16 protein-coding genes are annotated in these 14,531 nt (G+C 51.5%); 3 read left to right on the top strand and 13 right to left on the bottom strand.

The features are described from left to right. Positions 1-50: 50 nt before the first annotated feature. A complete protein-coding gene (locus P1U71_RS03825) occupies positions 51-860 on the top strand; it encodes an NUDIX hydrolase (RefSeq protein ID WP_301104227.1) in 810 nt (269 codons plus the stop codon). Here P1U71_RS03825 and P1U71_RS03820 read toward each other — a convergent pair whose 3' ends face one another. From P1U71_RS03820 to htpG, 3 genes are all read right to left on the bottom strand, one after another. Further along, positions 861-1,187, bottom strand: coding sequence for a hypothetical protein (locus tag P1U71_RS03820; protein WP_301104226.1), 327 nt, complete (start codon positions 1,185-1,187; stop codon positions 861-863). Beyond that, on the bottom strand, positions 1,177-2,280 hold the full coding sequence (locus P1U71_RS03815) for a hypothetical protein (RefSeq protein ID WP_301104225.1): 1,104 nt from the start codon (positions 2,278-2,280) through the stop codon (positions 1,177-1,179). Before P1U71_RS03815 ends, P1U71_RS03820 begins: the two co-directional genes overlap by 11 nt. A 141-nt stretch (positions 2,281-2,421) precedes the next feature. Then, positions 2,422-4,299, bottom strand: coding sequence for a molecular chaperone HtpG (gene htpG / locus P1U71_RS03810; RefSeq protein ID WP_301104224.1), 1,878 nt, complete (start codon positions 4,297-4,299; stop codon positions 2,422-2,424). A 326-nt stretch (positions 4,300-4,625) separates the two neighbouring features. Between htpG and P1U71_RS03805 the strand changes: the two genes are divergently transcribed. Beyond that, complete coding sequence (locus P1U71_RS03805; protein WP_301104223.1) at positions 4,626-5,354, top strand: UTRA domain-containing protein; 729 nt, start codon at positions 4,626-4,628, stop codon at positions 5,352-5,354. Positions 5,355-5,379: 25 nt separating this feature from the next. Here the strand turns inward: P1U71_RS03805 and P1U71_RS03800 are convergent, their stop codons facing one another. Further along, positions 5,380-6,882: an AAA family ATPase gene (locus P1U71_RS03800; RefSeq protein ID WP_301104222.1), complete on the bottom strand. Its 1,503-nt coding sequence runs from the start codon at positions 6,880-6,882 to the stop codon at positions 5,380-5,382. 276 nt (positions 6,883-7,158) lie between these two features. Between P1U71_RS03800 and P1U71_RS03795 the strand changes: the two genes are divergently transcribed. After that, positions 7,159-7,692, top strand: a complete 534-nt coding sequence (locus tag P1U71_RS03795) for a hypothetical protein (protein WP_301104221.1) — start codon at positions 7,159-7,161, stop codon at positions 7,690-7,692. A 6-nt stretch (positions 7,693-7,698) separates the two neighbouring features. On the opposite strand, the gene P1U71_RS03790 is transcribed toward P1U71_RS03795, so the two are convergent. From P1U71_RS03790 to P1U71_RS03750, 9 genes are all read right to left on the bottom strand, one after another. Next, positions 7,699-8,061 (bottom strand): hypothetical protein, encoded by a 363-nt coding sequence (locus P1U71_RS03790; RefSeq protein ID WP_301104220.1) that lies wholly within the window; start codon positions 8,059-8,061, stop codon positions 7,699-7,701. Positions 8,062-8,147: 86 nt separating this feature from the next. Continuing rightward, the gene (locus P1U71_RS03785) at positions 8,148-9,305 is read right to left on the bottom strand and encodes a M14-type cytosolic carboxypeptidase (protein ID WP_301104219.1); all 1,158 of its coding nucleotides are present in this window, start codon (positions 9,303-9,305) and stop codon (positions 8,148-8,150) included. A 90-nt stretch (positions 9,306-9,395) separates the two neighbouring features. After that, a complete protein-coding gene (locus P1U71_RS03780; protein ID WP_301104218.1) occupies positions 9,396-10,367 on the bottom strand; it encodes a zinc transporter ZntB in 972 nt (323 codons plus the stop codon). Further along, positions 10,364-11,326 (bottom strand): mechanosensitive ion channel domain-containing protein, encoded by a 963-nt coding sequence (locus tag P1U71_RS03775; RefSeq protein ID WP_301104217.1) that lies wholly within the window; start codon positions 11,324-11,326, stop codon positions 10,364-10,366. Before P1U71_RS03775 ends, P1U71_RS03780 begins: the two co-directional genes overlap by 4 nt. Positions 11,327-11,427: 101 nt before the next feature. After that, positions 11,428-11,823, bottom strand: coding sequence for a type II toxin-antitoxin system MqsA family antitoxin (locus P1U71_RS03770; protein WP_301104216.1), 396 nt, complete (start codon positions 11,821-11,823; stop codon positions 11,428-11,430). Between the two features lie 119 nt (positions 11,824-11,942). Further along, positions 11,943-12,557 carry an urease accessory protein UreG gene (gene ureG, locus P1U71_RS03765; protein WP_301104215.1) on the bottom strand — a complete coding sequence of 205 codons (615 nt, stop codon included), beginning with the start codon at positions 12,555-12,557 and terminating at the stop codon, positions 11,943-11,945. Continuing rightward, the gene (locus tag P1U71_RS03760; RefSeq protein ID WP_301104214.1) at positions 12,554-13,237 is read right to left on the bottom strand and encodes an urease accessory protein UreF; all 684 of its coding nucleotides are present in this window, start codon (positions 13,235-13,237) and stop codon (positions 12,554-12,556) included. The genes ureG and P1U71_RS03760 overlap by 4 nt, the downstream gene beginning before the upstream one ends. Then, the gene (gene ureE / locus P1U71_RS03755) at positions 13,230-13,703 is read right to left on the bottom strand and encodes an urease accessory protein UreE (RefSeq protein WP_301104213.1); all 474 of its coding nucleotides are present in this window, start codon (positions 13,701-13,703) and stop codon (positions 13,230-13,232) included. Before ureE ends, P1U71_RS03760 begins: the two co-directional genes overlap by 8 nt. Before the next feature lie 3 nt (positions 13,704-13,706). After that, a partial coding sequence (locus P1U71_RS03750; protein WP_301104212.1) for an urease subunit alpha occupies positions 13,707-14,531 on the bottom strand: 825 nt, incomplete at its 5' end.

Raw genomic sequence — 14,531 nt, 5'->3', positions numbered from 1 at the left:
TCCCGTCACTCTCGGGCACAATGTTCGAAAAAGAACAAGAATGGTGCTCTATGACTGACAAAAATGTTCCCCTCAAACCTGCCGCGACGGTCTTGCTGGTCCGGGACTGTGAAAAGATAAACGATAAAATCGAAGTCTTCATGGTAGTCCGGCATCACCAGATCGATTTTGCCTCCGGCGCCCTGGTCTTTCCAGGCGGCAAGGTAGATGAAGGTGATATGGACCCGGCACTGCTCGATCACTTGCCTGAAAGTGAGCGAGGGGAAGATCCTTTACGCGACTTTAAAATTGCCTCAATCCGCGAAAGTTTTGAAGAAGCCAACATCCTTCTTGCGCGCAATCGGGAGACGGGTGCCCTTGTCACCCATGACCGGCTGGAAGCCCTTGCCGCGAAATACCGAATGCCTCTCCAGAATGGTGAGTTGCCAATCCTGGATATGGTGAGAGCCGAAAATCTGGAACTTGCGACCGATCTTATGGGTCATTTTGCGCACTGGATTACACCAACGCATATGCCAAAGCGCTTCGATACCCATTTCTTTATCGCCAAGGCTCCGCCACATCAGCTCGCGGCGCATGACGGCGAAGAATCTGTGGATTCTGTCTGGGTTGGTCCCCAGGAAATTATGGAAGAGGCCGATAAGGGAAATTACACGGTGATCTTTCCAACCCGCATGAATGTGGAAGCTTTGAGCAAGTTCGACTCCAGTGAAGACGCTGTTGCAAATGCGCATGGAACAGACACCTTCACGGTACTTCCTGAGATGGAATTGACGGACGAAGGAAAGTTTCTCCTTATCCCGAAGGAGGCCGGGTACAGCGTCACCCGCCGACGCATTGATGAGATTATGGATAAATAGCTACATAAGCAGGGACAGCGCAATACTGACACCCTTGGCAAGCGTCGAGAAGAGAGCATGGTCTCGTGCCTCTCTCGCCGAGACCCAGTTCGACAGATCAGCAAGTTCCGCTTTACAATCTTGGAATTCAGTGGTGACCGCCGCATAATTTCCATCGCGATCCGCAATCTGCTTCGCCTGAAGCGCCTGTATCTCGCCATATATGGCGGCTTTCGACCTTTCAAGATTCACAAGCTGCGTGGCAGGAAGACCAGAAACATCCTGGACATTCAGTGCCGACTGCGCCTTTTCCAGCTGCGCGAGCGCGTCTTTATAGCTATTTGTCATCACTTTCTCCGCTTGCCGTTTGGGGGAAGGTCATCGATTTAAAATCCCGGCTCGTCGTCGGGCTGCCGGAGAGGGGCGCCAATGCGGCTTGAACGGTCGCCATCGTTTCCAGGAGCCCGCGCAGTTTTCCGTGAAAGAGGAGAGAACTGACCGTTGCACTAACGGGCGGGCTGCTTGATTTCCCCGCATCTTGCAGGGTGACTTCAAGTGTCTCATGCGCCTTGACCATGGCGATAAGGGTGGTCTGCGTTTCATTAAGCAGCTTATCCATGCTTTGACCGAGCTTCTGTATGGAAACAAGGCGCTCAATCGCGGCATTTCGCTCAGTGGCGGTATCCTTGCCTTGTGCCTTCATGTAACTCAGCTTGTCTTTCCAGATGTTCGTATCGAAACTGATTGCGTTACTCACGATCGATCGAAGTCCACCTTTGCAAAGGCGCAAGCTGGACATATCGGCATCAAGGTTGTTCTTGGGGTATGTATAGCTGCATTTGCTGGATTGATCAGATACGGCCCCCATATCGAAATAAAGAAGAACTGCCATTTTTTTTAATGCCGTCCCTCCCTTTTCAACAATGGGCAGCAACCTTTTATCGCGCTCAGGCAGGATAAACAGCTTGTCAAAGAGGCTAAGGTCATTCACCAGCTGGTTTGACTCCAGCAAAGAAAGGGAATGCGTAAGATTGAAACTCTCCGCGCTTACCAGCTTCAAGTTCTCTGCGGTTCCAGCCAGCTCAGCATATTCAGAGGAGAGTGATTTGCCCGAGGCAACCGCTGCCAGCGTCTCTACATACCCATTTAGCCCAGATAAGAGACTCTGACGCGCAGCGATGTCGGAGGCATTGAATAAGGGCTTTAGATCAGTATCGGGATTTCCGCCAAGCTCAAGCTGAAACCTTAAATTATCCGTAAAGCCAATCGTATTGACCTCCTCGGCAAGCGAAAATTCCTTGGTAATAATAGCGGAAAGGGCAACAACACTGCGGGAAAAATCGCCAACCTCTTCAGTCAGGAGCATGTCATCGACAATGCTGCAGGCAGAAAAGCCGGACAGAAAGCCAATGAGGACAAAGATTTGGAGCAACCGCTGCATGTGCCAACACGATAGTTATTGGTTCGGATTACAGCTTATTTGTATATTGAGTGTATTAATTACAATATAAAATACTTTAAGTTGTGTATCAAAGCGAAAATCATTTCACTCTCAGGATGGAGGCTTTCGCCTCCTACTCCATTAGTTGGAAATACTGTTCGCCATGAAATCGGCCATGCGCTTCGAGAAGGCAACCGGGTCGGCGACGGGATCTCCCTCTACGATATGCGCCTGATCGAGAAGGAGCAGAGCCGCGTCATTCACGGCGTCTGAGGCGCCATTTTTCTGCGCATTTGCCGCCAGCTTCTTGATCAGCGGATGCTTGGGGTTCAATTCCAGAATGCGCAAGTTCTCAGCCGCGCCGAACTGCTTGTGCGCTTTGAGCAGTTTTTCCAGATGGATATCCATATCCCCATCGTCGGCGACAAGGCAGACAGGGCTTCCGGTTAGACGGGCGGAGACCCTGACGTCCTTCACCTTGCTTTCAAGCACGGTTTTGAACAAAGCAATCAGGCTATCCATCTCTCCATCCGGCGTTTTCTCAGCCTCTTCGCTTTTTGCTTCTGCATCCGCGACCTTGTCGAGGTCCGCCGCGCCCCGGGTTACAGACTTGAAAAGCTTTCCATCAAACTCGGTCATCTTGCTCAGCCAGAAGCTGTCCACGGCGTCGGCGAGCAACAGGACTTCAATGCCCTTGGCCGCAAAACCTTCCAGCTGAGGGCTCGATTTCAGTGCTTCGAGGTCTTCACCGGTGATGTAATAGATCGCGTCCTGACCGTCCTTCATCCGACCGAGGTAATCGGTAAGGTTAGTGCGTTCCTCTTGTCCAGTACTGTTGAACAGCGACATCTTGAGAATACGCTCCCCATTGACGGTATCCTCATAAATTCCCTCTTTCAGAACCGCACCGAAGTTATCCCAGAATTTGGCGAAATTCTCTCTATCCTTGGTCGATTTCCTTTCAAGCTCGCCAAGAACTTTCTTGATCAACCCGCTGCGGATTTTCTGCAGGACCGGATTATGCTGCAACATCTCGCGGCTGACATTGAGCGGCAGATCTTCGGAATCCACAACGCCGCGCAAGAACCTAAGATATGCCGGGATAAGCTCTTCGCAGTCATCAGTAATAAAGACACGCTTTACATAGAGCTTAAGCTGCGACTTCCGCTCGGGATTGAATAAATCAAACGGCGGCTGCTCCGGTACAAACAGGAGCATCGTATATTCGATACGTCCTTCGGCCCGGCTGTGTATCGTCAGCCAGGGCGTATCGAATGCCTGTCCGACATGGTGATAAAATTCGGTATATTGCTCCGGCGTGATCTCTGATTTCTGGCGTGTCCATAAGGCGCTCGCGCTATTAAGCGTTTCGTCCTCCTCACCTTCCGTGGTGGATTTCAACACGACCGGAATTGCGATGTGATCCGCATATGTCTTGATAATCCGGCGAAGGCGAGCAACCTCCAAATATTCTTTTGCCTCTTTACGCATGTGCAAGACAATTTTTGTACCGCGCTTTTCCTTTGTGCCAGACTCAACCGCGAACGATCCATGCCCTTCGGAAGACCAGACCGTTGCCGTCTCTTCCCCGGCACGGCGACTGGTCACCGTCACTTTGTCCGCCACCATAAAGGCCGAATAGAAACCGACACCAAACTGGCCGATCAGGGTCACATCCTTTGCGGCATCGCCGGTCAACTGTTCCGAAAACCGGGAAGTGCCCGAACGAGCAATCGTGCCCAAATTCTCGATCATGTCCTGCTCAGACATGCCGATACCATTGTCCTCAATCGTCAGGGTTCCGGCTTTGTCATCTATCGAAATGGTGATTTCGAATTCCGGATCATTTTTTGTGAGTTCCGGTTGGGTCAAAGCTTCATAACGGAGCCTGTCGCAGGCATCGGAAGCGTTAGAGACAAGCTCTCTTAGGAAAATTTCCTTTTCACTGTAGAGGGAATGCGTCACAATATCCAAAAGCTTGGCGACTTCCGCCTGAAATTCGTGCATTTGCTCTGTCATCTACGTCTCGTACCTCAAAAAAAATTTCCTCTGCCGTCTATATGACCAATGAGACAAATTCATTCAAGGTATAAAAGGAGGATTTTATCAGGCTGGAAGTGAAGTCGGCCCACCCCGAGGGGCGCAGAAAATCGGGGCAGGCCATTCACAGATCAACAACATATTTGCGTAGATGGAGGTGATCAGTACCCAATCATATATTTAATTGGAACGATCGTTCAAGTATTATTTTTGAATTTTTTTCGTGATGGCCAAGTCGTGAATTCACATCCGGGCGAGATGTGACGTCCTCCTGTATATGCTAACAGAGAAGACGGACTTCGCCGATGCCCCATTTTAAGTCGCAAAAAGATGACCGCCCCTATTCCCCGCCCAAGCCACTGTATGAACAGGTCAAATCCTATGTGTTGAAGAATATGGAGTCCGGGGAATGGCCCGCCTATTTCCAGCTTCCCTCCGAACATACTTTGGTGCGGGAGATGGGAATTTCCCGCATGACGATACACCGCGCCCTTCGCGAGCTAACGCAAGCCGGTTATCTGGAGCGCATTCAAGGCGTCGGCACATTCGTTGCCGCCCCGAAAAAACAACCCAAAACGCTGGAACTTCGGGAAATCGAGGACGTTATTAGCGGTCACGGCGGGCGCCATCAGTGCGATGTTCACTTCCTGCAAGAGGAGCCCATCGAGAAAGACGCAGCCGCATTGATGGCCATGACACCGGGCAAGGGCGTCTATCGGTCCTATTTTGTGCATCGTGATAACGGATTACCGGTCATGCTGGAAGACAGATATGTAAGCCCGCAATTCATGCCGGAATATCTGGAGATGGAGTTTACGCATATGACGGCTGATACTCACCTGAGCCGTAAGTTCGCGCTGCTTTCCCATTCACATGTGATCCAGGCCGCTGTATCCAATGCCGAGATCAACCATTTTCTTGAGCTGGAGGCCACCACTGCCTGCATCGTCATAAACCGCAAGAGTTGGCTGGGTGAAGATGTTGTTTCCGCTGCCCGTCTCGTTTTTCCGGGCAACAGAATTCAACTCACGTAAAAAATTTATGTGTCCGCGAACCTGATCAGACGGCCGCAACGACCGGTTTGGATTGGTCTCTGTTCGCCGATTTCGCAGCCGTTTTCCCGGCCCCTTTTGCGGAGGAAGTATAAAGATTTTTAAGCGCGTCAACGACGAGTTCTTTATCAATATAGGGATCCGAGCCCTGATACTTACAGGCAGAGATAATCTGGTCCACGATAAATTTCGGTTGATAGCAGGCCAGATCGAAACTGTTATTCACCTGCAGTTCCTCGATGACGGTATCAAGGATCTCTTCCGATATCTCCAACCCGCGGGCTTGGCCCACCATTTTGAAAATCTCGAAATACTGTTCGCGGGAAGGACCGATCGTTTCCAGCTTATAGGGAATACGCCGCAGGAATGCGGGATCCATCAGATCGTCCGGTGAGAGGTTGGTCGAAAAGATCACCAACTCGTCAAAGGGTAGCGAGAAGCTTTTACCGGTGTGCAGCTTGAGAAAGTCTATCCGGCTTTCAAGGGGAACAATCCATCGGTTCAACAGGTCTTCCGGGCTAACCAGCTGACGACCGAAGTCGTCGATAATGAAGGTGCCGTTGGAGGCTTTTACATGCAGCGGCGCTTCATAATATTTTGCATGAGCGTTAAAGCTGAGATCAAGCATTTCCAGCGTCAATTCACCGCCGGTGATAACAACCGGTCGTTCGCAAGGGACCCATCGGCCGTCAAACTCTTCACGGCGCAAGCCGGAATTTTTCTTTTTATCCGTTTCGCTGCCGAATCTCGGCATGTGGATGGCCGGGTCAAAAACCTTGACAATCTGGCCATCCACTTCGAAACAATAAGGGACATAAATAATATTGGCGAAAATCTCCGCGACTTTCTCCGCGACCGTCGTTTTACCGTTTCCGGGAGGGCCGTATAGAAGAATGCTCTTGCCCGCATTCACGCCCGGCCCAAGGCGGCGGACAAAATCTTCTGAAATGACCAGGTTTTCGAAGCTCTTCTCAATTTTCTCCTGCTCAACCCGCTCATTGGTAATTTTCTGCTGATTGATCCGCGCCTGATAATCAGTAAGGGACACCGGCGCCGGTCCGACATACTGGTTCTGCTCCAACGCTTCAATGGCGAAACGTTTTCCCGCCTCCGTCATCACATAACGGGTTTCGGAAAAGGTTGACTGATCTGTATTTCCCAATGATTCAAGGAATTTCCGATCACCCGCTTCCTGAATAAGGCGATTAACAACACCAATCGGCAGCTTGATCGCCGCAGACAGCTCCGAGGCCGTCTCAAGAGTATTGGAATACATCAGCTTCAGAAGAATTCGCAGCAAGTTACCGCTTGGAATACCTGTATCCTCAATGGTTTTCGGTGCCCGAGGAGCCTCATAGATTGCCCGGTCGAGCTGTTCCTGAGTCAGGGCGCCAAGCGCAACGAGATTCTCGCCAAGGCGGCCCCCATTCTCCTTTTGGCGATGAAGGGCAATTTTTATATCCTCTGGCGTTACCAGATTTTGCGCCAACAAGATATCACCGATGAGCATTCATTTTCTCCAGTTCTGTTTCCGTCAAACAGCGCATTCAAAACACGGAATTACGGCAGCGTTCTGCCAGTTAGCTCCCAAGACATACCTGATTTTCGTTAACGCAAGGTTATCCAAGGCAAGAAAAGTTAAAATAGGCGCTTTATTTTTTCTCTTTCCGTCGATGATTTTTGGGAATACCCACAGGAAAGCCGTAAAATGGTTGTTGAAATGGCACGAAGGTAGTAATTCTGTTGCCTCATCACTAAGTCAGAGCCGAATTTCGCGAGCAACGCCATGTCAAATTATAAAGCGCTTTTATCCGTTTTTTCGAAAGATCGTGTGGGACTGATTTCCCTTGTTACAGGGCATCTTTTCGACAAAGGGATCAATCTTGGAGATACGTCCTTTGCGGTTCTTGGAAAAGGCGGCGAATTTACCAGCGTGATTGATATTCCGGCTGATGTCCCGGAATCGGAACTGATTGACGAGTTGCACACACTGGAAGGGATGAAGGACGCGGATATCGATGTCCGGCGCTTTGCCTTCGGGGACGGCGATACTCCCCCCACCGACATCACCCATCACATCCTTTGTGAAGGGCCGGATCAGCCGGGCGTTCTTGCGCGGTTATCGGAGGTTTTTATCGATTTTGATGCCAATATCGTACGCCTGAAATCCGATCAGACCGACCGAGGGGGGCAAACGGTTTTCACCACCCGCTTTTCCGTTTATATCCCGCCGGCGCGCGCGGACAACTGCCTCGCCGCGCTTGACAACACGGCAAGTGTCCTTGGTCAGGCATTGACGTCCGAACGTTCGACGATCTGACTATATTCAGGCGTTTTTAAAAAACAGGAAGGCGAACAAGGCCATATTAAAGAGCGCGATCAGCGACGAAATGATGGCAATGGGTTCATATTCGACCATGCCCGCATAGAGCAATCCGACCCCAATTGACAACCCAATGACAGTAATATGGGCTAGCCAGTAGGTCAGCTTGGCAAGCTTGACCTCCGCGACGGCAGGCCAGTTTTTATAGACAAGCCCCATAATTCCCATCGTCACCCAACCCAGCAAATTGAGATGCGCATGGGTCGGCGTTTGGGTGTGGTCTTGGGAGGCCGCCATATAGATTCCCAAAATCATTCCAAGGATAATATATACAGCGGCCGACTTGATAAATTTTTCTGCAAGCATTGTTTGTCCCCCTGAATATAGCCGCATAACTTTCCATTTTGCCAAATAAGCAAAATACATATTTCTATTATGTGCAACCGATATTTCTAACCCGGGGAGTTATCAGGCGCGTCACTCTGCAGGCGGTCAAACAGCTTATATATAACATCCAGAACCGACGCCCCGAGCTTGCCAGAGCGGGCCGGAGACCAACCATTTTTAGGATCAGGCCGGTCTGCCGTATCCTTGAACGGCATTTCCAATGTCATCGCGAGACACCCAAAATACTCGCCGACGTGGTTTACGCATAAAGTCATATTCCCCTCTCCCTTTTTGGCAATGGGGTAGCCATGGTGGGTTTGGAAATCGGGGTTTACCTGCTGCCAGGTTCGCTTGAAATCCGTGAGCAGCATGTCTTTCTGCGCATTCCAGCTTGGAATGCCCTGCGCGCCAGCAATAAAGTTATGCGGCAAGCCCTCATCCCCATGGACATCGAGGCAGAAATCAACGCCTGTCTCCCGCATCTTCTCCCGCACGAGATAAACCTCGGGACTCCTGTCCATATCCGGTTCCTGCCATTCCCGGTTTAGATTTGCGCCAGCCGCATTGGTCCGCAGATGCCCGCTGCGGCTGCCATCCGGATTCATATTCGGCACAACATGAAATGCCGCTCTGCCCAGCAATGCGTTCGAAATGGCGTCATCGGGATCAAGCAGTCGGTCCAGAAATCCTTCCATCCACCATTCCGCCATGGTCTCTCCCGGATGCTGACGCGCAATCAGCCAGAAATTCTGTTTATTGCCCGGCGCCTCCCCGACAGTCAGGAGGTCCATGTCCTGCCCGTCAACCGTTTGCCCGATCACAGAATGCGTCACCCGTGGGGATTGGCCGGCATGCGCGATAAGGTCCGCATGCCGTTCCATGGAATAGGGGGCAAAATATGCGTAATGGACAGAGTCAAATTCCGGCCGATGCCGCAGTATCAGTTCTCCGTTCTGATATCGGCTATCAATTCGGAACCAGTTTTCCCGATCATAGGAAGCCACCGCGCGATATCCTTCCCATCCTCGGGTATAGGACGAGTCCTTCGCGTTGGTGAGCCGAATTGTACAATCCTCATCTCGCGCGCCGCTCAGGCGGAAATAGAACCATTGAAAAAAATCGGCTTTCGTATCGGGCCGGATGCGCAGACGGATGTCATCCGGTCTCTCACTTGAATCACAGATAATGTTCCCGCCATCGAAATTGCTGCTAACTTGGATCATGATGTAGTTCCAGACGTTATCGTTTCGCGAGCGGCGCAATAGGCCCGCCACCCATCATATTCTGTAATTTCCTGCTGGCCTTACCGTAAATCAGAACCATTTGAGCTTTCTGAATAACAGGACTTGCAGGATCACGATGATCACAAGGAAACCTGAAAATATATAAAAGGCATAAGGATTATCAACACCGGGGATGCCGCCGACATTTATGCCGAGCAATCCGGTCAGGAACCCGAGCGGCAGAAAGATCGCCGCAATGACGGACAGCACATAGAGGTTCCGGTTCAGTCGATCCGCAATAATATTGGCAAGTTCGTCCTTGACGATCTGCGCCCTTTCGCGAATGGCGTCGAGATCCTCAACATAACGGAGCAAATGATCGAAGTTTTCCTGCAGATGCCGCTTGTGTCCGGCATCCAGCCATGAAAACTCACATAGCCGCAATTGGGCAATGGCATCCTTTTGCGGTGCCATGTATCGACGCAGGACAATTGCCTCTTTGCGAATATCGATGATTTTCTCGCGGAACGCTGTATCAGGATTTTCGAGGATTTTTTCCTCGACATCATCCGTGGCATCATCAAGCTCAATCAGGACATTGGCCATTCTTTCCGACAGACGGGCCAAAAGCATATTGATAAAGTCACCGGAGTTTTTTGGCCCCTTGCCGGCCTTGATCCTTTCCTCGATATCAAGAACCGCTTTCAGCTGACGCCGCTGAACGCTGATAATCCGTTCCGCATCAATCCACAGACGAATGGAAACCATATCTTCCGGGTCCGCATTCTCATTCAGGTTAACACCGCGCAGTATGATCAGCGCACCCTCTCCGATTTCCGCGACACGCGGGCGCGTTTCCTCCGCCACCAATGCATCGACGACGAAAGGATCCAGATAGGAAATCTTTTCATGCAGCCAAGGCTTCGTATCCGGATGGCTTAAATCCAGATGCACCCAGGCAAGGCTTTCGTTCTTCAATTCGCGGGCAATCGCCTTGTCGCTAACCGACTTCCCCCCGCCTTCCCCGTCAAAATCGAATGCCAGTAAAATCGGGCTGGTCATTTCAGAGCCTCCGGGTTTTTAAGATGCAGGTCGCGCTGCGGGAAGGGGATCTCGATCTTGTTCTCCCCAAATTTCCGCCAGATTGTAAACAGGACATCACTCCGGGGACGTATCCTCCCCTCGGTCACATTTTCAATCCAGAAATAAAGCGTGAAGTTCACCGAACTGTCCGCAAAATCCACGAGAAAGCTCTCGGGCGCAGGCGTGTCCATACACCGCGGATGCTCCTTTGCGGCCTCAACAATTAATTTCGAAGCCAAATCAAGGTCGGTCCCATAGGCCACGCCGATATTGATATCCACGCGTGTGCGGGAATTGCTGAATGTCCAGTTCGTAACGCGATTTGTGATGAAATCTTCGTTCGGAACCATGGTTTCATGTCCCTCAAAAGTCTCGATCCGGGTATAGCGCGCGCCCGTCTCCCGAACGAAGCCTATAATGCCATCATTCAGCTCTATCAAATCGCCTTCCTCAACGGATTTTTCGAACAGGAGGATAATCCCGCTAATGAAGTTTGAAGCAATTTTCTGAAGTCCGAAACCAATACCGATGCCCACTGCACCACTGAAGACAGTAAGTGCCGTCAAGTCGATGCCCAGCACGCCCAGCACAAACAGGAAGGCCAGGAAATAGATAACGATCTGGATCGCCTTGATGATGAGCGCCTTGTTGCTCGATTTAATTCGGCTGATCGACTTGATGCGGTTTTCCAGCACTTCCGACAAAATGCCGACCAACCAGAAGAGCAGGATGATGATGATAATTGCCTTGACCAGCAGATAGGCAGAAAAGCGTATTTCACCGATCTTAAATGCGAAATTGTCAGAGTCGAGAAATTCCCTGATCGGGTCAAGATAGCCTAAGTACCCAAATGCCGCGAAACCGACAATTACCAATAGCAACAGCAGCTTGGCCACCCACGCACGTGGTTTAAACAACAAGGTCCAGAATTTAGCCATATGTGACGCGTTACTCCCGCAATTCCTATGGGGAATAATACTGTAGATGCATCATTTGGCTATTTTTTTCTGCGAATGGTGCGGCTAGCCGGCTTTAGATGTCAGCGTTGCAATTCGACCATCAACTCCGGATATTTGGCAACCAGCCGGAGCAAGTTGTTCATCGGCTTGGAAATCGTCACCTTTCCCGTTTCATATTTCTGAAACGCATTTGGCCCACCGCCAAAAATCTGCCCCGCACGCCGTTGCGACAGATTGAGGTCAACACGGACTTCCCTGATCTTCTCCGGCAGCATAACTCCCAGATATTCCGCCTTCAAATCAGCTTTGATCCGTTCAACGTCATGCCACGCACTCTCCTCCACCATGCCTTCTCCGCAATCGGCATTGCTGCAAAAAAGGCCGGGAAGATCGGCATAGCTTTGCATATGCTTATATTTAATTTCATATGTGCGAATTTGACGCTCGACATCGCCGCCACAGAGGGGACAGGCCATACTTATCCTCAGAAAAATAATGAATTATAGAAATACCAACAAAGAACCGCGTCTTTAGCAGCAGACTATGGCACCATTATGGCGCCTGCATGTTACAGCGACTTTTCATCGGCAACCAGCTACAACCCACCTTTGTCGATAATAAAATCCGCGACGCCGGAAACGCCATCCCCCGCCTTTATATTGGTGAAGATGAAAGGCCGCTCGCCTCGCATTTTTTTTGAGTCTCTGTCCATCACACCCAGATCGGCGCCGACATAAGGCGCGAGGTCAATCTTATTGATAACCAGCAAGTCAGAGCGCGTGATACCCGGGCCGCCTTTGCGCGGAATTTTATCGCCCGCCGAAACATCGATGACGTAAATCGTAATATCGGCAAGCTCCGGGCTGAACGTTGCCGCAAGATTATCCCCACCGGATTCAATCAAGATTAGCTCCAGCCCCTCAAATTTCTCCGAGATATCCGCAACGGCGGCAAGATTAATCGACGCATCCTCGCGAATGGCAGTATGCGGGCAGCCCCCCGTTTCAACCCCAACAATCCGATCCGGTGATAGCGCGCCAGAGCGGGTCAGAAACTCCGCATCCTCGCGGGTGTAGATATCATTGGTGATCACCGCGATATTATAATCCTCACGCAGATGCTTGCAGAGCGCATCGGTAAGCGCCGTTTTCCCGGAGCCGACCGGGCCCCCAATGCCAACACGCAGGGGCCCGTTATGTACTGACGTCATGATCTGAATAACCTCGTATACTGTGTTTCATGTGAAGCGGAGCACCAGTCGACCATCAAGGTTGCGGAACCCAGTTCGTCAAGGGATGTTTCCAACGCATGGGTGGTAACCCGATCAACCTCGTCAGCAAGAGCGGCAATCGCCCGCTGCCCATCCGTCTGGCCAAGTGGCACAAGGCGGACAGCGGCCGAGACAAGGTTGGAGACAAAACCGTGCAGATAGGCGGTGAGTGTTTCGTTCAAAGGAACCCCGTGATCTGCGGCAACAATGCCAACCGCAACCGGATGGATGAGCGGGCCGTGCCAGTCTTCTGCCAACGCGGCCAGCGTCTTTGCCTCAGCGCTAACATTGCCAATAACGCTCACGAAAGCACGGCCCTGCTGCGTTGTTTCAAGCGCGATTTCCTTTGTCGGCGCGAAGGCATTGCCGATCTCGGTAATTTCTTTCAACGCTTCTAAATTATGACCCTGCGTCGCCCTGTAAGCGGCTGCTAGCAGGATACCGTCCGAAGTGCCGCTGCCATATTCAAGAATATCGGCGATCCATGGCACCAGATCATCAAGGCTGGTTACCAATCCCGCCTCTACCGCATATTCAATGCCATGACTGTAGGTATAGGCGCCAATCGGATAAGACGGCGACATCCATGACATCAGGTTAAACAGCGCACGATTATCCATGATGATGTCCGTGACTATGACCTTCAGTTTCCCCATGCCCGTACGCGCCGCCTTCTGGATTAAACGGCCCTTCCAGCCGGGTCACCGTCGCGCCGAGCTGTGTCGCCATCTTCTCAATCACATGGTCCTGCCGAATGCGTAGACGATCCCCCATTAGTTCCGTTGGCAAGTGACGATTTCCAAGATGCCAAGCGACGCGTACCAGATGCGCCAAATCCTTGCAGCGGATATCGGCGACCGGCTCGTTTCGGGCGAGAACACCTATTGCCGATCCATCTTCCAGAAGCAGGATATCACCATCCCGGAGGGTTTTCAGCTCCGGCAGGTCCAGGAGGAACGCCGTACCCTTGTCTGTCTCAAGCTTCAGCCTGCGCCGTCGCCGATGATCAAAATCGAGCGTCACCGTATCACCGATCACGCCGTCAAATGGCGTGGTGGAGGTGTGAATAGCGTGTGCGTGCTTCATGGTCTAATACATAAAATAGCGCTGGGCCATGGGAAGTTCCGTTGCCGGATCGCAGGTGAGCAGTTCCCCATCCGCGTGAACCAGATAGGTTTCCGGATCGACATCGATTTTCGGCGTTGCGCTGTTATGGATCATTGACGCCTTGCCAATACCAGAACGTGTATTTTTCACCGGCAAGAGATCGCGATCCAGCCCCAACTCTCCCTTGAGGTCATATTGAAGCGACGCCTCACTCACGAAAGTGACCGAGCTTGCCGTCAGGCTCTTGCCGAATGCGCCAAACATCGGTCGGTAGTGAACCGGCTGCGGTGTCGGGATGGAGGCATTCGGATCGCCCATCGGCGCCGCAACAATCGTTCCGGATTTTAAAACAAGGTCGGGCTTTACACCAAAGAAGGCGGGCGACCAGAGAACCAGATCGGCGAGCTTGCCTGCCTCGACAGAACCAACATAAGTATCAATGCCCTGTGCGATCGCCGGGTTGATCGAGTATTTCGCAATATAGCGTTTAACGCGGAAGTTATCATTCTCCCCCGTCTCTTCCGCAAGCCGTCCACGTTGCTTCTTCATCTTGTCGGCCGTTTGCCAGGTGCGGATCAGAACCTCCCCCACGCGGCCCATGGCCTGACTGTCGGAGGCAATGATGGAAAACGCCCCCATATCATGCAAGATATCTTCGGCGGCAATCGTCTCTTTTCGAATACGGCTTTCAGCAAAGGCCACATCTTCGGGAATATTCGGATCGAGATGATGACAGACCATCAACATATCGAGATGCTCATCAATCGTATTGACCGTGAACGGCCGCGTTGGATTGGTGGAGGAGGG

This window comes from Sneathiella sp., from assembly GCF_029233945.1.
Lineage (GTDB): Bacteria > Pseudomonadota > Alphaproteobacteria > Sneathiellales > Sneathiellaceae > Sneathiella.
This window is presented reverse-complemented; position numbering and strand designations above follow the sequence as displayed.

Excerpts from the sequence above, each read along its gene's own strand:
- P1U71_RS03825 (WP_301104227.1), top strand. The coding sequence starts at position 51 with ATGACTGACAAAAATGTTCCCCTCAAACCTGCCGCGACGGTCTTGCTG.
- P1U71_RS03820 (WP_301104226.1), bottom strand. The coding sequence starts at position 1,187 with ATGACAAATAGCTATAAAGACGCGCTCGCGCAGCTGGAAAAGGCGCAG.
- P1U71_RS03815 (WP_301104225.1), bottom strand. The coding sequence starts at position 2,280 with ATGCAGCGGTTGCTCCAAATCTTTGTCCTCATTGGCTTTCTGTCCGGC.
- htpG (WP_301104224.1), bottom strand. The coding sequence starts at position 4,299 with ATGACAGAGCAAATGCACGAATTTCAGGCGGAAGTCGCCAAGCTTTTG.
- P1U71_RS03805 (WP_301104223.1), top strand. The coding sequence starts at position 4,626 with ATGCCCCATTTTAAGTCGCAAAAAGATGACCGCCCCTATTCCCCGCCC.
- P1U71_RS03800 (WP_301104222.1), bottom strand. The coding sequence starts at position 6,882 with ATGCTCATCGGTGATATCTTGTTGGCGCAAAATCTGGTAACGCCAGAG.
- P1U71_RS03795 (WP_301104221.1), top strand. The coding sequence starts at position 7,159 with ATGTCAAATTATAAAGCGCTTTTATCCGTTTTTTCGAAAGATCGTGTG.
- P1U71_RS03790 (WP_301104220.1), bottom strand. The coding sequence starts at position 8,061 with ATGCTTGCAGAAAAATTTATCAAGTCGGCCGCTGTATATATTATCCTT.
- P1U71_RS03785 (WP_301104219.1), bottom strand. The coding sequence starts at position 9,305 with ATGATCCAAGTTAGCAGCAATTTCGATGGCGGGAACATTATCTGTGAT.
- P1U71_RS03780 (WP_301104218.1), bottom strand. The coding sequence starts at position 10,367 with ATGACCAGCCCGATTTTACTGGCATTCGATTTTGACGGGGAAGGCGGG.
- P1U71_RS03775 (WP_301104217.1), bottom strand. The coding sequence starts at position 11,326 with ATGGCTAAATTCTGGACCTTGTTGTTTAAACCACGTGCGTGGGTGGCC.
- P1U71_RS03770 (WP_301104216.1), bottom strand. The coding sequence starts at position 11,823 with ATGGCCTGTCCCCTCTGTGGCGGCGATGTCGAGCGTCAAATTCGCACA.
- ureG (WP_301104215.1), bottom strand. The coding sequence starts at position 12,557 with ATGACGTCAGTACATAACGGGCCCCTGCGTGTTGGCATTGGGGGCCCG.
- P1U71_RS03760 (WP_301104214.1), bottom strand. The coding sequence starts at position 13,237 with ATGGATAATCGTGCGCTGTTTAACCTGATGTCATGGATGTCGCCGTCT.
- ureE (WP_301104213.1), bottom strand. The coding sequence starts at position 13,703 with ATGAAGCACGCACACGCTATTCACACCTCCACCACGCCATTTGACGGC.